General features: G+C 34.7%; 13 protein-coding genes and 2 tRNA genes. 10 read left to right on the top strand and 5 right to left on the bottom strand.

What is annotated here, in order from left to right:
* The first annotated feature begins 81 nt into the window (after positions 1-81).
* The 8 genes from CW752_RS07520 (at position 82) to CW752_RS07485 (ending at position 11,861) form a co-directional block, all read left to right on the top strand.
* Positions 82-828 (top strand): glycerophosphodiester phosphodiesterase family protein, encoded by a 747-nt coding sequence (locus CW752_RS07520; RefSeq protein WP_101239130.1) that lies wholly within the window; start codon positions 82-84, stop codon positions 826-828.
* Positions 829-1,359: 531 nt separating this feature from the next.
* Positions 1,360-4,332 carry a SusC/RagA family TonB-linked outer membrane protein gene (locus CW752_RS07515; protein WP_101239129.1) on the top strand — a complete coding sequence of 991 codons (2,973 nt, stop codon included), beginning with the start codon at positions 1,360-1,362 and terminating at the stop codon, positions 4,330-4,332.
* A gap of 10 nt (positions 4,333-4,342) precedes the next feature.
* Positions 4,343-5,788: a SusD/RagB family nutrient-binding outer membrane lipoprotein gene (locus tag CW752_RS07510; protein ID WP_101239148.1), complete on the top strand. Its 1,446-nt coding sequence runs from the start codon at positions 4,343-4,345 to the stop codon at positions 5,786-5,788.
* Positions 5,789-5,854: 66 nt separating this feature from the next.
* Positions 5,855-7,420, top strand: coding sequence for a calcineurin-like phosphoesterase C-terminal domain-containing protein (locus CW752_RS07505; RefSeq protein WP_101239147.1), 1,566 nt, complete (start codon positions 5,855-5,857; stop codon positions 7,418-7,420).
* A gap of 342 nt (positions 7,421-7,762) precedes the next feature.
* Entirely contained in the window at positions 7,763-8,476 is a 714-nt protein-coding gene (locus tag CW752_RS07500; protein ID WP_101239128.1) for a 3-ketoacyl-ACP reductase, read from the top strand.
* A 913-nt stretch (positions 8,477-9,389) separates the two neighbouring features.
* Entirely contained in the window at positions 9,390-10,217 is an 828-nt protein-coding gene (gene prmA / locus CW752_RS07495) for a 50S ribosomal protein L11 methyltransferase (protein ID WP_101239127.1), read from the top strand.
* 17 nt (positions 10,218-10,234) lie between these two features.
* Positions 10,235-11,074 carry an SH3 domain-containing protein gene (locus CW752_RS07490; protein WP_101239126.1) on the top strand — a complete coding sequence of 280 codons (840 nt, stop codon included), beginning with the start codon at positions 10,235-10,237 and terminating at the stop codon, positions 11,072-11,074.
* A gap of 151 nt (positions 11,075-11,225) precedes the next feature.
* Positions 11,226-11,861, top strand: coding sequence for an MgtC/SapB family protein (locus CW752_RS07485; protein WP_101239146.1), 636 nt, complete (start codon positions 11,226-11,228; stop codon positions 11,859-11,861).
* Positions 11,862-11,932: 71 nt separating this feature from the next.
* Here the strand turns inward: CW752_RS07485 and CW752_RS07480 are convergent, their stop codons facing one another.
* The 5 genes from CW752_RS07480 to CW752_RS07460 all read right to left on the bottom strand — a co-directional run bounded on the left by CW752_RS07480 (position 11,933) and on the right by CW752_RS07460 (position 16,423).
* Positions 11,933-12,898, bottom strand: coding sequence for a fimbrillin family protein (locus tag CW752_RS07480; protein ID WP_101239125.1), 966 nt, complete (start codon positions 12,896-12,898; stop codon positions 11,933-11,935).
* Between the two features lie 670 nt (positions 12,899-13,568).
* Positions 13,569-13,985 (bottom strand): EamA family transporter, encoded by a 417-nt coding sequence (locus tag CW752_RS07475; RefSeq protein ID WP_101239124.1) that lies wholly within the window; start codon positions 13,983-13,985, stop codon positions 13,569-13,571.
* Between the two features lie 311 nt (positions 13,986-14,296).
* Entirely contained in the window at positions 14,297-15,121 is an 825-nt protein-coding gene (locus tag CW752_RS07470) for a 5'-nucleotidase, lipoprotein e(P4) family (RefSeq protein ID WP_101239123.1), read from the bottom strand.
* A 1,139-nt stretch (positions 15,122-16,260) separates the two neighbouring features.
* Positions 16,261-16,334 (bottom strand) — tRNA-Arg (locus CW752_RS07465).
* A 14-nt stretch (positions 16,335-16,348) separates the two neighbouring features.
* Positions 16,349-16,423: transfer RNA gene (locus CW752_RS07460), tRNA-Pro, on the bottom strand.
* A 539-nt stretch (positions 16,424-16,962) separates the two neighbouring features.
* Here CW752_RS07460 and CW752_RS07455 point away from each other — a divergent pair.
* On the top strand, positions 16,963-17,487 hold the full coding sequence (locus CW752_RS07455) for a thermonuclease family protein (protein WP_101239122.1): 525 nt from the start codon (positions 16,963-16,965) through the stop codon (positions 17,485-17,487).
* Positions 17,488-17,665: 178 nt separating this feature from the next.
* On the top strand, positions 17,666-18,958 hold the full coding sequence (locus CW752_RS07450; RefSeq protein WP_317044725.1) for a hypothetical protein: 1,293 nt from the start codon (positions 17,666-17,668) through the stop codon (positions 18,956-18,958).
* Positions 18,959-19,152: the final 194 nt, after the last annotated feature.

Here is a 19,152-nt window from a genome sequence, read left to right as displayed (position 1 = left end):
GTTTTATATTTCTCAATAAGTCCTATTTAACTACCTTTATCAAAAGTTTCAGGACTTTGTATTAATTATCTAAATTATATTATGAAAAATTTTATCTTAGGGTTAGTAGTTTTAAGTACAGTTTTGATGAAAGCACAAACCCAGATCATAGCCCATAGAGGGTATTTCCAGGCTCAGCCTCCTACTACGGAAAACTCGATTAAATCCTTAGAAAACGCTCAGAAACTCAAAGTCTACGGCTCAGAGTTTGACGTGAGAATGACAAAAGACGGGGTATTGGTAATCAACCATGATGAGCATCATGGAGATATGGAAATTTCTGAAGCCTCTTTCAAGGAATTAGAAGCTGTGAAATTATCAAACGGTGAAAAGTTTCCGACTTTAAAAGATTATTTAAAACAAGGGAAAAAAGATGCCTCTGTAAAATTAATTGTTGAAATAAAGCCTGCGAAAACTCCGGAACTGGAGAATGAAATTACTCAGAAGACCATCAAAATGATCAAGAATATGAAGCTGGAATCTCAGACTGAGTTTATTTCTTTCAGTTTAAATATTTGTAAAGAGATCAAAAAGCTTGCTCCAACATTTAAAGTACAATATCTGAACGGAGAATTATCGCCGGAACAGATCAAAAAAGAAGGATTGGACGGGATGGATTATCATTACAGTGTTTTCCAGAAAAACCCTACCTGGATTTCTGAAGCTAAGACACTCGGACTTATTACCAATTCATGGACGGTAAATGATGTCGCTATTTATGATGAATTGAAAAAGCAGGGAATCGGATTTGTGACTACAAATATTCCTGAGCAACTGAAAAATAAATAAGCAAATAACAGCCGATAATTTTCCAAGTCTGCCCCTTCCAGGGCAGACTTTAATTTTATAAAATTTTGAATCCGGATTAATAATTATTCTTGTATTAGCAGCAAAAAATAAGAGTCTTTTGTCAACGTGGAGAGCGCAAATATTTTGCTGGGTGAAACGCCCTTGTGAACATTATTAAAGTATTTCAATCAACGCTTTGCGAGCACTGCGTTTAAAATGTCTTTCGTAAAAGTGATAAAACGGATCATATCGTTGCTCATGAAAAAAATGCATTTACTATATTGATTGAGAGTAATTTATCTTTATATTTTGTATTATTATCTCAGGGCAAGACAATAAAGATACACAAATAAACATAATTTGGAAATAGTGTTAAAAATTCTTAATTTCATAAGTGTTTGTTAATCAGTTTTTTGTCTAGTATTGTTAAGGAATACTTAATATACTATTCAATAAACATTTAATAAACGTTAAAACGTTGTTAAAATCTTACTCATAATGTCGTTTTAATTTTGCGCAAACAAAAAGGATATGCGTAAAGAGACACAAAAGTTGTTGGTTTTGTCGCTGTTAGGATTAATCAGCGTCAATCTGACGGCTCAGCAGAAAGCTAAAAAAGACACAATTAAAGGACTTGATGAGGTCGTGGTCACTGCTTTAGGAATTAAGAGACACGACAAATCTTTGGGATATGCCACCCAGACTGTTAAATCTGATGAAATTTTACAAACCCAGAACAACAACTGGGCAGCAGCTTTAGAAGGTAAAGTTGCAGGGTTGAAAATTCAGACTGCCGGAGCAGGGCCTCTTGGAACATCCCGTATTACTCTTCGTGGAGATATTTCCATGAATATGGGAAATAATGATGCCCTTATTGTTGTGGATGGCGTTCCTTTGAGTGGAAAGAAAACCGGAACAGGAACCGCTGCTTATGGTGCAGGTTCAGGAGGCGACTTACCGATTGATTACGGAGATAGTTTCAATAGTATCAATCCTGATGATATTGAATCCGTTACTATTTTGAAAGGACCTACAGCATCCGCATTATATGGATCAAGAGGATCAAGAGGGGCTATTATGATCACTACCAAATCCGGAAAATCCAGAAAAGGGAAAATTCAGGTAACCTTAAATTCTTACACGAGTTATGATACGGTATTGAAATGGCCGGATTATCAGTATGAATACGGACAGGGAACCCAACAAAGAGACAAAAACGGGAATTATTATTATTCTTACGGAGCTTCAGCAGACGGGGTAAATACAGGTTCTACCAGTAGTGCTTTCGGACCTAAATTTGACGGGCAATATTATTTTCAATATGACCCGACAGTAGAAGGACAAAGCCTTGAAAGAAAACTTTGGCAACCCTATAAAAACAACATCAAAGATTTTTGGCAGGTAGGTTCTAATTATTCCAACAGTTTATCTATAGAGCAATCCAATGAGACTACAGCATTCAGAACCTCTCTTTCTTACCTGAAGAATGAATGGATGATGCCTAATACTGGTTTCAATAGATTAAATGGAGCTTTGTCTTTCGACCATAAGCTGAGTAGCAAATTAAAAATCGGAGCTAAGGTTAATTTCAGCCAGACAAAAAGTGATAACCTTCCTGCTACAGGATACAACAATCAGTCGATTTCATATTTTATGATCTTCCAGAATCCAAACGTGGATTTGGCATGGTACAGACCTATCTGGAAAAGCGGTCAGGATCAGGTAGATCAGATCCATCCTTTCAGTTCATATATAGATAATCCTTATCTGATTGCCTATGAAAACCTGAATAGCGTTAATAAAAAACTTCTTACCGGAAATATTAATATCAGCTACCAACTGTCAAAGCACTTTGATATCGCCTATAAAACAGGTTTGGAATGGAATAATGAATTCCGTACACAAAGAAGACCTTGGAGTTCTGCTAATTACCCGAAAGGATACTACAGAGAACAATATATCAGATATTTTGACCTGAATAATGATATTTTATTAACCTATAAAAATAAATTCGGAAACTTTGGGGTAACAGGATCTGCCGGTGGTAACATCAGATATCATGAATATACTATGAATGATTACAGAGCCATCGGATTAAACAGAGCAGGGCTTTACCAGCTTTCCAATGCAACATCTCTGGACAACAGACTTCCAAGCCCTAACGATAACCAGGTGAATAGTGTCTATGCATTAGCTAATTTCAGCTATAAAGACATGATCTTCTTAGATGTAACGGCAAGAAATGACTGGAGTAGTACATTGCCAAGCCGCAACAGATCATATTTTTATCCTTCATTGGCATCCTCTTTCGTGCTGTCGGATATTTTTAAGCTAAAATCGGATAATTTTAATTTCTGGAAATTGAGATTATCATGGTCAAAAGTAGGAAATGATACCTATAACTACATGCTTGAAAAGTACTATGAAAATAGCGTATTTACAGGATCAGTAGAATCTCCTTTATTGTATCCGGATCCTAACTTGAGACCGGAAATGATTACGAACATTGAAGGAGGTATGGATTTTACCTTCCTGAAAAATAGATTGACATTCAATTTTACGGCTTACCAAAACAATTCTAAAGATCAGTCGATTATAATTCCCGTATTATATGAAACCGGATACAACAGAAGAATTATCAATGCCGGAGAATTGAGAAACCGAGGAATTGAGTTGACATTAAATGCCTATCCCATCAAAAATAAAGACTTTTCATGGAGTGTGAATGCCAACTGGTCGATGAACCGAAATAAAATTCTTTCCCTTCCGGAAGAATTTCAGGGACAGCCTTATACAATGGGAAGTGTAGGAGGAGTAGCTTATTATAATGCAGTAGTAGGCGGTTCTCTTGGAGATATGTATGGGTACGGATTGATGTATTCTCCGGATGGCCAGGTGATCTATGGTAGCGACGGTTTAACGGGAAAGCCTAACGATATGAAAAAAATAGGCAATGTGTATCCGAAATGGAGAGCAGGACTCCAGAATGAATTCAGATATAAAAATATTACCATTAGCTTCTCTTTTGACGGACAATACAAAGGAATGGCCTATTCTCATTCTCACCACAAAATGTCTGAACAAGGAAAACTTACCCATACTCTAGTAGGAAGAGATAATCCTGGTGGTCTGATTGTAGGGGAAGGAGTAGTTCAAAACCCTGATGGAAGCTTTTCTACTAATACGAAAGGAATACCGGTTTCTACTTACTATGGAGATTACTACAGAAGAGCCAATATAGAAACCAATTCATTTGATACCTCATTTATCAAGTTGAGAGATGCCAGAATTGCTTTCTCTTTCCCAAAATCTGTGATTGAACCTTTAAAAGTAAGAGAGCTTACTCTTGCTTTATTCGGAAGAAACCTTTGGATGTGGACGAAATTTCCAATGTTTGACCCGGAAGTTGCAACCCTTGATAATTCTACAATTACACCGGGGGTTGAAATGGGTCAGCTGCCTACATCCAGAACAGTGGGAATACAATTAAATGTTAAATTTTAAAATGAAAAAAATGAAAAAAATAATCTATATATGTTCATTCTTTGCCCTTGTGGGGAGTACTGTTTCGTGTGATAGAAGTCTTGATGAAATTAATAAAGATACAAGTAGAATCAACGAACCTGTGGCCAGTTCCTTATTAGTTCCTATACAATACAATATGGCGTCCGTAGGCTATAACAGAGCTAATGATTTTACTTTTGATATCATGCAGGTCTCTTTGGATTTTCCTAATGAAGGAAATTCATTAAGCCGCTATTATCTTACAGAAAACACAGGTTCCGGTTTCTGGAATAATTCTTACAGATGGCTAAAGCAAGTTGATGACCTGAAAAAGGCAGCCACTGCAGAAGGAGACAAAAACTATCAGGCTATCTCAATGGTGTTGAATGCATGGATTTATTCTAACCTTACAGACACTTACGGAGATGTTCCATTCTCAGAAGCGTCACAGTTGGATAATAATATCTCTCAGCCAAAATTTGATAGACAAAAAGATATTTATGTACGTCTACTGGATGATCTAAAAATGGCAAACACTCTATTTGTTACCAATAAAACACTTGTCGGAGGTGATTTGTTTTATAAAGCAGATACAGATGTTAATGGAATCACCAACTGGAAAAAATTCTGTAATTCGCTTTCTCTAAGACTGTTGACCAGAATATTAAGCAAAGATGGAGAAGTGAATGTAAAAGAAAGAATCCAGGAAATTATGAATAACCCTAGCATTTATCCTATTTTCCTGAGCAATGCCGATGGGACTAAATTGGATATTACAGGGATTTCTCCATTAATGCCTCCTATTGCAAGACCTCAGGATTTTACCACGGGAAGAGCGGCTTCAGACTTTTTCGTAAAGGCATTGCAAGCTAATAATGATCCCCGTATGGCAATGTTTTTTACACAGGCAAAGGACTTAAAAAATACAAATATTGGTTATGTGGGAGCGCCTTCCGGTTATCCTTTTGGATCTACATTCTCTTATCAGCCGTCGAACCTGAACCAGAATTTAGCAAAAGGACCTTTAAAAATCTTTGTTTACCCATATGCTGAACTTCAGTTTACACTGGCAGAATTGGCATTGAAAGGGATTATTCAGGGAAGTGCACAAACGTATTATGAAAATGGTGTAAAAGCTTCTATAGAACAATGGGGAGCTGCGGTTCCTGCTAATTATTTCAATAATCCGAATGTAGCTTATCAACCGGATATGAGTAGAATTATGCTTCAAAAATATATTGCGCTTTTCTTCGTAGATCAACAACAATGGTTTGAAAAAAGAAGAACAGGTTTTCCGGAGCTTCCTAATAATGGGGGATTGCTGAATAATGGAAATCTTCCTCAGAGATTAATGTATCCTCCCAATCCAAAAGTATTGAATAGTACCAATTATCAGACTGCCGTTCAGCAAATGGGTGGAGATAATATCAATGTGAAAGTCTGGTGGAGTAAATAATTTTTTAGAATAAAGAATAAAGATAACAATAAAAGAATAAGGATGAATATCAATATAAAATTTTTGATGCCGTGTATGCTGATTTCAACGATGGCCTTCTCACAATCTTCTGTTTCCGGGTATGTTTATGAGGACAGCAATAAAAATCAAAAAAGAGAAAACCGTGAAAAAGGTATTGAAGGAGTTGCTGTTTCCAACGGTATTCAGGTAGTTTTAACCGATAAAAACGGGAGGTATAGTTTACCTATTCAGGATGATCAAACTGTTTTTGTAATCAAACCTACAGGATATCAGACTGCTCTGAACAGTAATAATCTTCCTCAGTTTTACTATCATCATAAACCGAAAGGATCACCGGCAGACTTCAAATATAAAGGAGTGGCTCCAACAGGAGAGCTCCCTAAAGAACTGAATTTTCCACTGTATAGGCAAAATGAAAATAAGAATTTCGATATTCTGGTTTTTGGAGATCCACAGCCTTATACCGAAAAAGAACTGGATTATTTCAAAAGAGGAATTGTCAATGAAGTTAAAAATGCCAAGAAAAATGCGGTATTAGGTATCAGTTTAGGGGATCTTGTAGGGGATAACTTAAGTTTACAGAAACCTTATGCAGACGTAATGAAAGAAGTGGGGTTACCTTGGTATAATGTAATGGGAAATCACGACATGAATTATGATGCCAAAGAAGACAAGCTTTCAGACGAGACTTTTGAATCCAATTTTGGTCCGGCTAATTATTCTTTCAATTATGGAAATGTACACTTTATTATTTTAGATGATATTTTGTATCCGGACCCGAGAGATGGCAAAGGATACTGGGGAGGTTTCCGTGAAGATCAGCTTCAGTTTATCGAAAACGATTTAAAATTGGTAGATAAAAATAAACTGATCGTGGTATCTTTTCATATTCCATTGGAACATCATAACGAAGACAACTTCAGAAATGCAGACCGTCAGAAATTATTTGATTTTCTGAGTCCATTCCAAAATGCATTGATCTTATCTGCCCATACTCACATTCAACAACAGATTTTCTACGGAAAAAAAGCAGGTTGGAACGGAGCAAAGGAACTGCACGAATATAACGTAGGAACCACTTGTGGCGACTGGTATTCAGGGACACCTGATGATGCCGGACTTCCTACCTCAACGATGAGAGACGGTACAGCTAAAGGATATTCTTTCATCAGTTTTACGGATAATCAGTATAAAGTAAAATATAAAACAGCGGGAAAACCGGAAGATTATCAAATCAAACTCTATGTTCCGAAAGCGATTCCTTTCCCATCAAAAACATCTGCAAAAGTATTGGCAAACTTCTTTATGGGAAGCAAAAAAGATAAAGTAGAATACAGAATAGATAACGGAAAATGGGAAGCAATGGAATATGATGAAACCATCGATCCTAATTTTGCTCTTTCTGTTTTCAAATGGGATACCACAGAGAAAATCTTATCAGGAAGAAGACCATCTAATCCTGAAATGTCGAAACACATCTGGGTAGGAGATTTTCCTAAAAAATTAGCACTGGGAAAACATAAAGTTGAGGTAAAAGCAGTAGATATGTATGGAAATGAATTTTCTGCGTCCGAAGAATTTGATGTGCAAAATTCTATTCAGATTCCTTAAGCCTTCTATTTTTTAATATACATTTTTTGATTTTTAAACCGGTTCGTAATGAGCCGGTTTTATTTTGTTGCAAAGGTTAAAAATGATAAACTACAAAAGTCACAAAAGTTTTAATGTTTTTAGGATGGGAAAAAAAGTTCAGATAGGATGAAAATCATAGATTTTCATAAAACTTAAGTGCTCTTCTCAACGCAACGCCTTTAACTTAAAAAAACTTAAGTGGTTAAAAACTTTTGCGTCTTTTGTGGTTCAATAAAGACCATTAAAAAACTATTAAATATTTTTTCTTTCCACTCCATAAAATGTTCTTTCGTAACTTTGTAACACGAAAAGTATATTACTATGAATATAAACGGAAAAAATGCCATCGTAACAGGTGGCGGAAGAGGGCTGGGTAAAGCGGTAGCTTTAGCTTTGGCTAATGAAGGAGTGAACGTTGCGATCACAGGAAGAAACGAAGAAAACCTTAAAAATGCAGTTGATGAAATCCAAAAATTAGGAGTGAATGCAGCCTATGCAGTATTCAATATCGATGAAGAAGAAGCTGTAAAAGCAGGGATCAACAAATTGGCTGAAAGCCTGGGTGGAGTAGATATCCTGATTAATAATGCGGGGATCGGAGATTTCGGGACATTAGAAGAAATGCCGTCTGAAACCTGGGAACAGGTTATTAAAACAAACTTATTTGGAGTATACTATGCAGCTAAAGCTGTTCATCCATTTATGAAGGGCAAAGGAGAAGGAGATATTGTAAATGTGGCTTCTACAGCAGGGTTAAAAGGTGGTCCTAATATGTCAGCGTATGCTGCTTCAAAGGCTGCTGTGGTCTCTTTATCCCAATCTATGATGGCGGAATGGAGAAAACAAAATATCCGTGTCATTACATTAACGCCAAGTACCATCGCTTCTGATATGAGTATCCAAGGTGGACTTACAGACGGAAACCCTGATAAAGTCTTACAACCTGAAGACTTTGCAGAATGGGTAAGAGATATTTTAAAAATGAACAGAAGAGCGTTGATTGCAAATGGTTCTATTTTCTCTACAAATCCATAATGGGTTTAAGATTTAAAGTTTAAAGTTTAAAGTTGTCGGGAAATTCCTGAAGTTTATTTTAAACAATCAAATTCAATATAGGTGGGCTTTTGTCCACCTTTTTTATTACCGTTATCTATACAAAATTTAAAAAATAACATTAAGCTTCTGCAGAATCATCCGTGTAAATTCGTGTCATCCGTGGTTAAAAATAAAAATCTGCATTATCAGCGAGATCAGCGAGAGTCAAAACTCTAAAGATTTATAAATACAATTCAATAGAAGAAGGCTTGTCCGCCTTTTTTATTATGGCTATGTAACGAAATTTTAAAAAATAACATTAAGCTTCTGCAGAATCATCCATGTAAATTCGTGTCATCCGTGGTTAAAAATAAAAATCGGCATTATCAGCTCAATCAGCGAGAGTCAAAACTCTAAAGATTTATAAATACAATTCAATAGAAGAAGGCTTGTCCGCCTTTTTATTACCGCTATCTATACAAAATTTTAAAAAATAACATCAAGCTTCCGCAGGATCATCCGTGTAAATTCGTGTCATCCGTGGTTAAAAATAAAAATCTGCATTATCAGCTCAATCAACGAGAGTCAAAATTCTAAAGATTTATAAATACAATTCAATAGAGGAATGCTTGCCCGCCTTTTTTATTATGGCTATGTAACGAAATTTAAAAAATAACATTAAGCTTCTGCAGAATCATCCATGTAAATTCGTGTCATCCGTGGTTAAAAATAAAAATCTGCATTATCAGCGAGATCAGCAAGAGACAAAACTCTAAAGATCTAGATGTAATTCAATAGAAATGGGCTTTAGCCCATTTAATAAATACATAAAATTCGCGGGCTTTAGCCAAAACTTACCCTTTCCATTTTTTTAGCAATAATAACATTAGTATTTTTGCAACAAATTATTCACATGCAAAATTATTTAGAATTCAATTTCAAAATTTCGCCATTACAACCTTGGAATGAGATATTAATGGCAGAGCTTATAGAAATAGGTTTTGACAGCTTTACAGAAGAAATTGATGGAATTTTAGGATATATCCAGGCAGATTTATTTCATGAAGATCAGTTGAAAGCTCTTCCCATCTTTGAAAACGAGAATGTAAAAATTGACTACACTTTCGAAGAAATGCCGAATATCAATTGGAATGAAGAGTGGGAAAAGAACTTTTCTCCTATCAATATTGATGATAAAGTACTGATTAGAGCAGAGTTTCATGAATCTGTGCCGGGAATGCATGAAATTATCATTCAGCCTAAAATGTCTTTTGGAACTGGGCATCACCCTACAACCCATTTGATGATCCAACAGATGATGGATATTGATTTTAATGGTAAAAAAGTGCTGGATATGGGATGCGGAACTTCAGTGTTGGCAATTTATGCAAAACAGCAGGGAGCAGGAGATACCAAAGCTATTGATATCGATGAATGGTCTGTAGAAAACTCAAAAGAAAATGCAGTAAGAAATGGTGTTGAGCTGGATATTGAACAAGGAACAGCTGAAAATTTAGGAAAAGAAAATTTTGAAATTGTTCTGGCTAATATCAACAGAAATATTTTGATTTCAGATATTCCAACCTATGTTTCTGTTTTGGATAAAGGAGGAAAATTATTACTTTCAGGATTATGTTTCTTTGACGTGGATGATATTCTGGAAGTATGTAAAGAGAATGGTTTAGAGTTGAAAAAACAACTTCAACGTGAAGAGTGGGTGAGCTTGCTATTGGAAAAATAAAAAAATAAACTATAAACATGAAAACTTTATGGACGGCTTTATTATTATTGACGTTGCAATTTTTTGCAGCCCAGGAAAATGAAGTTTATGCAGATGGTGTTTTTAATTTTGAAGAAAATAAAACACAAAAGATTTTTACAGATTGGACGAGAATAAGAAAGGAGCCGAATGTCACTTCTCAGGTTTTGGATTCATTGCAGACTAATCAACAGGTAATGATCTTGAAAAAAGAAGAATCTATTTTAAAATTAGGAGAAAGAGGAGCCAATTGGTATAAAATATCTTATCAAAAAGGAGATACAACTTCTGAAGGCTATGTTTGGGGAGGTAATCTTTGTGTAGGATATCGTAACAAAAATGGGTATGATTTCCTTTTTGGGCTTTCCAAAACAATTGATAGGAAAAGTAAAGAATACAATGGCACCGAAAAACAAAATATTGCCGGAATAAAAGTTGTTGAAGGCAATGCACTGATCGATGAGGTATATTTTGATACGGGAAGAGGAGAAGAGTTAAGCTATGCGACCTTCAATATTGAAAGTAATCATAAACTCCAGAATGTTGAATTGACTCTGAAAGCAATGGTTTCCGGTGAAGCTTGTGGTATTGCAAGTTATGATCAATATGTTCTTTTTAAGGATAAAAAACTCATAGCGCTTCCTCAACTGATGAATGTAGGAGATGCTGATGTTTACTATCATAGTGAAGAATATATTTTTCCTAATGATAAAGGAGGAATTTCCGATGCTTTCATTTTTAAAATGGAAGAAATGGAGAAAGACGACAAGGATAGAGAGAAGAAAAAACGTTCTTCCAAAACCTACCTTTGGAACGGAAATTCTTATAAATTAAAATAAACTTTTGATATAAGTAAAAACCAAACCGCTGTAGATATTACAGTGGTTTTTTCTTTTATAAAATAAAAATATCATGTTGAGTATTTCAGTGGAAAACTTTTGTATCTTTTCTAGTTGAAAAATTCTGAACTTTAATTTAAAATAAATGCAAATGAACGATCTGCTTGATGATTTACTTCCTATTTTATTTTCGGTTTTTGTCGGTGGGATAATAGGAATTGAAAGAGAATATCAGTTGAAAGCTGCAGGACTTCGGACAATGATTTTGGTAACTCTGGGTGCGTGTATTTTCACAATGCTTTCTATGAATTTAGGAGAGTCGGGAAGTCCGGACAGGATTGCGGCAAATATCATCACCGGAATAGGTTTTGTGGGGGCGGGAGTAATTTTTAAAGAAGACAACAGGGTTTCCGGTCTTACGACAGCTGTTACCATCTGGATTTGTGCTTCTTTGGGAATGACGATAGGGGCAGGATATTATCAGGAAGCTGCAATAGGTTCTGTAGTGGTATTTCTACTGCTTATTATGTTCAAATACATTCAGGATATCATAGATAAGATTAGTGTACGTTATACTTATCAGATGACATTACCTTATGAAGATGGAGTAGTGGGGAAATACGAAGCTGTTTTCAAGGACCATGATTTAAAATCCCAGAGGGGAAAACAGGTGAGGAGTGGTGAGAAATATACCATAATGTGGCGTGTACAGGGAGCTGCAAAAAATCATGAAGTGTGTACCAAAGTTTTGCTGAACGACACTTCCATTGAGGAATTTAAGTTTTAAGATTACTCAAAATAAAAATCCGTCTCACATTACTAAAGTGAGACGGATTTGTTTTACAAAACGGTCAATGTTTATTTTGGTGTTGCAAAATTCAGGTTAAGATTATATCTGGTTCCCGGAGTAATTTTTACATTGCTCATTTTTATATTGGTTTTCGTCTTCCCGGCAATGGTGATACTGCCGATGTTTAATTCTGCTGTTGTAGTTAATGGAGAAATTAATAGTGTTGGAGTACTGTATACTACAGAAGAATTTAAGCTTGGAAATACAACAGGAGTTCCTCCCGGAGTTTGTCCGTTGTATGTGATGTTGTTGTCTGAGAAATTTAAATTGGCAGAGCTATTGGTAGGATATATTGTAACATTACTTACCGCCGTGATATTTCCAATTCCGGTAGCATCCAGTTTTGTTGTAATCTCACTATACTGATGCTTAAGTACTATTCCAAGGAAATTATTTCCATTAGACAAAGTCATATCCCTTCTGAAAAACATCAAATCTCCACTTACATTAGTCAATCCTGCATTTGTAAAGGAACTTGCACCTGAGGGGCTTACCGAAGGATTGTCCGATGTACTATTGATGGAATAGGCTACAAAGGTATAAGCTTTGCCTGTTTCCAGCCCTTGGACACCGCTTTGCTCCTCATAAGACTGCGAATAAAAATCTTTTTCTGTAACAAAAGCACCGGTAGCGCTATCATACACCACAATTTTATATTTTATTCCGGGTTGCAAATCGTTTTGGGTTGATACTCCTGATCTTGAAAAGGCTCCTGAAGCTGATTCCGGAGTTAAAGTAGCTGTAATAGTTCCTTCTCCAAATGGAATAGTTTGCGTTTGTACTTCTCCCGTTTCTCCGGAGTAGATCGATTTCACTCGATTTGTTGTTTCCCCTTTAGCCTCTGGTGCACTTACTTTTACTACAGTTTGTTCTTTGCCTTCATCCATTGGATTATCAGAGTTCGTACATGAAATTACCCCCAAGCCAAGGGCAGAAAATGTTAATAAGATTGCTCTTAATTGATGTTTTTTCATAGGGTTTAAGTTTTATTTTTTACTGATATTTATTTATGAATTCAAATAATAATTTATTCTCTACCTGTACAGAATAAAAAATACTTCTGATATTTTTTATTTAAATATACGTCATTTCAATATTTTTCACAAGGTGTTGACTTTTCAATATGTTTTTCGTTGAAATATATAATGGTGTAATTAATTGCTTATGGAAAAGAATACTATGCTGAAATAAGTTATGACGGACATAAAGAATAACCATTCATCTATTTTTAACTCCTTTAAAATAAAATTAATTATGCCGTTGGGCTGTGAATAGTTATAACTGAAAATAACTTCCAGCCTTTTAAATTTAATTTCCTTAATTCGAATTCAGATTATTTAAATAAAAAAATAGGACTGGAAAAACCAATCCTACCCAAACATGATTAAGTGTATAGTTTAGCCATTAATGGCTACAAGGAATTCAAAGTGCACAAAAAAGATTTTTATTGATCTTAATCGATGTTTCCTTAAAAAATAATCGAACTAACTTTAATGATTTTCAGTTATGTTTACTTTGTAAAAGTAGTATGAATTACCAGTCTTTATGGTAAAACTTAAGTTGATTCAGCAAAATAGGTTGTTGAAACGGTATTTTCATCCCATGAAACGTATGAGGGAAAATATTTTCTTAAAAGAAATGGTGTTATTCAAAGATTAATATTACAGTTCCTATAATGATTAAGATAGCACCAATAGCTGTTTTGAGAGTTAAAGATTCGCCAAGAAAAATAACAGAAAGAACAATAGTAAGCGCTACACTGAGTTTATCTACAGGAGCAACCTGTGTTACTTTTCCAGCTTGTAATGCTTTAAAGTAGAATATCCAGGAAAGCCCTGTTGCTAATCCTGAAACAATAAGGTAAATGAGGTTATGACGGGAAAGTGCTGAAATTCCCTTGTATTCGCTTCGTGCCAGAACAATTCCCCAAGCCACCAATAAAATAATAATACTTCTTATAGCGGTAGCCAGATTTGAATTAACTCCTGTTATCCCTATTTTTGCAAAAATAGCAGTTAGCGAAGCAAAAAAAGCTGAAAGAATAGCGTATACCCACCACATATTTTTAAATTTTAAAAATTATTGATCCGGAATATTGATAATCCTCTTCATTTAAATACCACTCTTCTTTTATATCATTACCTTAAAGTTAATCATAATAGGCCAGCAAAAATTGTTTTATATATATTTTTTACTGAACCCAATCTTTTAATGAAATAACATCGGCTTGCTTAGGGACAATTTTCTTCATCAGGACTTGAAGTACTTCTTCATCTCCATCTTTACAACAGTCCTCAATTACAGTAATTGTATACTCTTTATCTGAGGTTTCTCTCAGAGTAGATAAGACAACTTCTTAGTGTATTCTTGTTTTATGGATTAGCTTTGACAGCTTTATACATCATTGAATCTTTCTTCTGTTCGGTATAATCGTATTTGTAATTGTAAAATGAAGATTCCCAGTCTCCGTAACCGACATTAGGAATAATAATGAATTTTTTACCAAAATCAGCTGCTGAGTTTTTCACTGCTGTTGATCGCTCTGCCTCCGATTTTTTATCAAAAATATTGGAAAAATCGGCAAGATTATCTCCTAGAAGCAAGACGATATTATAATTTTTAGCAATATCTTTTCGTCGGTTTTCCTTACTGCTTTCTTTTGATCGAAGAATAAGATTGCTGTCATTTTGAAGTGGGAAGTTGTATCTTTTTAAGTTTTTCAATGTTCCTGCTCGTTCTTGTTCCACACGATTGGTTACATAGAAAACCTGTATACCTTTGCTGGCTGCATACTGATAGAATTCCTGAGAACCGGTTAGTGGTCTTGCAATCCCTTTTGCAGTCCATTCTTCCCAAGTTTTTTGATCATAGTTTTCTCCCATTTTTGCACGTTCAACAGCATAATAGGAGTTATCTAAAAAAGTCTCATCAATATCTGAAATAATAGCTAAAGGTTTATCCGATTTTTGTGCTAAAGCTTCATCCAAACGAAGTTTTGCAATGTTATAGGCCTGTAGACAAAGAGCTTCGTATTCTGCAGCTCGTTGCTGATAGAACGCAGCGTATATTTTTCCGTCACGCCCAAGGTCATGATAAGGAGTATCTTGAATGGTTGCTTTTGAAGTTGGAGCAGCTGTTTTGCACGACAATGTTAAAGCAAATAAGCTGCTTGCAAGTATAAGTTTGAAATTTTTCATTGAATTAAAATAGACAAGACAAAATTATAACAAATTGATTTTTATCACAACTATTTTCTAGCCAGATTGATTGTTACAAAATGTATTTAATTGTAAAGAATAGACCTTCATTTTGAGATAAGTTAGGGGAATGTCTGAAAAATATTCGAACAAAAAAGTCATTTTTGCTCATTTTACGCCTGTTTTTTTAAAGAAAATAATAAAATCCTTTGAGATAGAGGCTTTTGTGAAAAGTGAGCGCGAAAGGATTCGAACCTTTGCCCGTCCCGATTATAAATCGGAATAAGAGCAAAAGTTGTGGGGCTTAGAATATTTAGATCAGTTTAATTTTAAAATGTAACGCAAAGGATTTCTATTATCCAGTGTTGTATTTTAGTAAGCAAAGGCTGAATCAATTGTATTGATTCTTTCTAAGCGTACGCCTATCTACATCGCTTCATCAGCGACTTTTGTCACTTTCTTAGCTCTCTTATCAATAATGAATTGAATCTTATCTTTGCGTTGAATAGAATTTCAATATAAAGCTTAGAGGCGTGAAAGATAGAAGATTTTTCCTCTTTAGATTAACAAAACTTTTTGCGTAGTCCACAACTTTTGGGTCAGTCTCAAAAGTTGTGGAGAATTTGAATTTTATATTTAAATACAAAGAAAAACGACGATAAAAAATGGATGGGCTTGAATGGGTAATGTTTAATTGACCTAGGAAGCAGGAGCGTTAAAAAAATTGAGATTGAATCCGTTAAAAAATTTCCACTGTTCGAGCATGGCTGGAATTTTGAGTCGAAGAAGAAGGATTTGATTCCATGCGAGTTTGGAAATTTTAGGAGTCAATATCAATTTTTAGCGTATGATTCCAGTCTTGAATTTTTGTATACTTTTGTTTTAAGACAAAAGTATAAATAAAAAAATAATTTTAAATTGGCATTCATGCATTTCTATGTTGCCTCCAACTTTTGCGCTTTATCCAATTTAACTCATTACTATATAAATAAAAAAAACTCACAAAAAATTGTGAGTTTAAGTGAGCGCGAAAGGATTCGAACCTTTGCCCGTCCCGATTATAACTCGGGATGCTCTATCCAATTTATCTCATTACTATATAAATAAAAGAAAAACTCACAAAAATTTGTGAGCCTTTGTGAGCGCGAAAGGATTCGAACCTTTGACCGTCTGCTTAGAAGGCAGATGCTCTATCCAGCTGAGCTACGCACCCTTGAATTTTAAAAGTCGGGGCGGCAGGATTCGAACCTGCGACCTCCTGGTCCCAAACCAGGCGCGATGACCGGACTACGCTACGCCCCGAGGGTGTCATCAATAACGAGTTTTACTTCGTTTTTGCGGTTGCAAAGGTACAATACTTTTTTAAATAAAAAAATAAAATATGAGATAATTTTTAATTAATTTTTTGTGGTAACTTTTTTATTATCTTTACCCGATTAATAACCACAGACTTACCTTGTTGAAAGACGAAGACGAATTTTTCAAATATTTATCTCCACTTTTTGCTGACTTTATTTTAATGCTAATTTGTACATTACCGTTATTTCCTACTTTAAAATTCGAATGAGAAGTATAAACTCAGTGCTAGAATTTATTTGACGATTATCCAAGGTATTGGAAATAGATGTAAATTATATTTTATTAACCGAAGTAAGAAGCTCACGCTGGTAAGAGGAATTAAAAATTTGTAAAAGTATTAAAAGGCGTGTGCTTAAATAAAATATTTAATTAAAATTTTAAATAATTTATCGATTGTAAATTATTTGATTAATCCTAATGAATGCCGATCTTTAATTAATTGAAAGATTGGTATTTTATTTACATAATCCTATCTTTACCCCATGAAACGATTGATATTAGCATGTTTGTTTTCTCCACTGTTTATATTCTCTCAAACCAGTGGAAGAGTTATAAAAATTTCAGATGGAGATACCATTACTGTCCTTCTTGAGGGAAACCAACAAAAAAAACTGAGACTTGCCGAGGTAGATTGTCCTGAAAAAGGTCAACCATTTGGAAAAAATGCCAAACAGTTTACTTCAGATCAGATATTTGGTAAAACCATTCATTTTATTGAAACTGATACAGACCGTTACGGACGTTCTATTGCCAAAGTGTATTATGATCAAGATAAATATCTTTCCAAAGAGCTGATAAAGGCTGGAATGGGATGGTGGTATTTTCCTTATTCTAAAGATGCTTCTTTAGGGAAGCTACAGGAAAGAGCTCAGCGTAATAAAGCAGGGCTTTGGCAGGACGTCCATGCGGTTGCTCCGTGGGAATACAGGAAAATGAAAAGAGAAGAATCAAAAAATAAAAAATATGAAGCTTCTAAAGTTCCAATCAAAGGGAAACAGGTTGCTTAAACACTTACGAAAGCCTTAGGATCAATATTTCTAAGGCTTTTTTATTTAAAAAAACGTAAATCATTATATTTGTAATATACAGATTTTCTTATTTTTATGCGGTAAAATTTCCATTAATATTAGATTTAGGAAGTGGTGTAATGTTGTAAACTATTTAACTATGAGGCAAACGACTATTTTGATACTGTTATTTTTTTTATTCATTCAAAATGTAAACGGGCAAACACAAAAAGTTTCTCAAGATAGCTTCTCAATTTTTTTTAATGAGATTAAAACAGCATCTCAAAAGAATATTGGACTCTGGAATAAGGAGCTATATGGTCCCATACTTTTAATTAATCCAAAAACAAGAGAGGTTTTCGCTAATGAGCCTGATAAAATAGGGGTTTTAAAAAATAATGAAGGTGTATATTCGGGGACTTTACCGGTTGATATTAATATTGCGAATACTGCAATGAATTGGAGCGGAAAAAGATGGGCAATGATTATGCTTCCTCTCCCACAAAATAAAGAGAACAGGATAGGGTTATTAGCTCATGAATCGTTTCACGTGATACAGCCGTCATTAGGATTCGAATTGAATAATACTGAAAATAATCATTTGGATCAAAAAGAAGGTAGAGTCTATCTTCGTTTAGAGCTTGAAGCCTTAAAAAAAGCGATTCATTCAACTTTGGAAAAAGAATCAAAGGAGCATTTGACGAATGCATTGATTTTTAGAAAATACCGACATAGCCTGTATACTGATTCAGGTTCTCATGAAAACTCTTTGGAATTAAATGAAGGAATTGCTGAATTTACCGGCGTAATAGTAAGTGGTAGAAGTAAAGATCAAACGATTGCGTTTTTAACGAATGGGATTAATGACTTTTTTAAGAATGCCACATTTGTGCGATCATTTGCTTATCATACAATTCCTGTCTATGGCTATTGGTTGTATAATAAAGACAAAAACTGGAACAAAAAGATTACGGCAAAAACAGATTTGACGGATTATTTTATCAAGACATTTAATGTCAACATTCCAGCGAATTTAAATGAAATTGTTAAAAAAATAGCTGTTCATTACAATGGTTCGACAATTATTGAGGAAGAAATAAAGAGAGACGAAAGAAGAAAACAACTTATTGCTGAATATCAATCGAAATTTGTTGATCAACCTCATTTTGAAATAAAATTTGAAAAAATGAACGTCTCTTTCGATCCAAGAAATATCATGCCGATTGAAAATAAAGGCACCGTATATCCTAACATCAGAGTTACGGATAAATGGGGTATTTTGACGGTTGAAAATGGGGCATTAATGAGCCCGAGCTGGGATAAGATTTCAATATCCAATCCTACGGAGATGGGAGATCAAAAAGTGTCAGGTGAAGGTTGGATTCTAGAACTGGCCGATGGATATACCATTAAAAAGGACGAAACAAATAGTAACTATTTATTGGTAAAGAAAAATCAAATAAATAATTAAAATATGGAATTTTCACCATTCAATACTATTGTTAAGCTGTGTCTTCAAGGGATGAGTAAAGAAGAAAAAGGAGAAAATGAAGAAGCTGGTAAGTTATTTTTACAGGGCTGGAACGAAGCCACAAATGATTTTGAAAAATTCCTTGCCGCTTATTATATAGCCCGACATCAAAAAACTCCCTCTGAAAAGTTAAA

The sequence above is a fragment of the Chryseobacterium sp. PMSZPI genome (assembly GCF_002835665.1).
Lineage (GTDB): Bacteria > Bacteroidota > Bacteroidia > Flavobacteriales > Weeksellaceae > Chryseobacterium.
Note: the sequence above shows the minus strand (reverse complement) of the source record. Positions and strands in the feature narration are given on the sequence as shown.

Excerpts from the sequence above, each read along its gene's own strand:
- CW752_RS07480 (WP_101239125.1), bottom strand. The coding sequence starts at position 12,898 with ATGAAAAAACATCAATTAAGAGCAATCTTATTAACATTTTCTGCCCTT.
- CW752_RS07520 (WP_101239130.1), top strand. The coding sequence starts at position 82 with ATGAAAAATTTTATCTTAGGGTTAGTAGTTTTAAGTACAGTTTTGATG.
- CW752_RS07485 (WP_101239146.1), top strand. The coding sequence starts at position 11,226 with ATGAACGATCTGCTTGATGATTTACTTCCTATTTTATTTTCGGTTTTT.
- CW752_RS07515 (WP_101239129.1), top strand. The coding sequence starts at position 1,360 with ATGCGTAAAGAGACACAAAAGTTGTTGGTTTTGTCGCTGTTAGGATTA.
- CW752_RS07500 (WP_101239128.1), top strand. The coding sequence starts at position 7,763 with ATGAATATAAACGGAAAAAATGCCATCGTAACAGGTGGCGGAAGAGGG.
- CW752_RS07475 (WP_101239124.1), bottom strand. The coding sequence starts at position 13,985 with ATGTGGTGGGTATACGCTATTCTTTCAGCTTTTTTTGCTTCGCTAACT.
- CW752_RS07490 (WP_101239126.1), top strand. The coding sequence starts at position 10,235 with ATGAAAACTTTATGGACGGCTTTATTATTATTGACGTTGCAATTTTTT.
- CW752_RS07470 (WP_101239123.1), bottom strand. The coding sequence starts at position 15,121 with ATGAAAAATTTCAAACTTATACTTGCAAGCAGCTTATTTGCTTTAACA.
- CW752_RS07455 (WP_101239122.1), top strand. The coding sequence starts at position 16,963 with ATGAAACGATTGATATTAGCATGTTTGTTTTCTCCACTGTTTATATTC.
- CW752_RS07505 (WP_101239147.1), top strand. The coding sequence starts at position 5,855 with ATGCCGTGTATGCTGATTTCAACGATGGCCTTCTCACAATCTTCTGTT.
- CW752_RS07510 (WP_101239148.1), top strand. The coding sequence starts at position 4,343 with ATGAAAAAAATAATCTATATATGTTCATTCTTTGCCCTTGTGGGGAGT.
- prmA (WP_101239127.1), top strand. The coding sequence starts at position 9,390 with ATGCAAAATTATTTAGAATTCAATTTCAAAATTTCGCCATTACAACCT.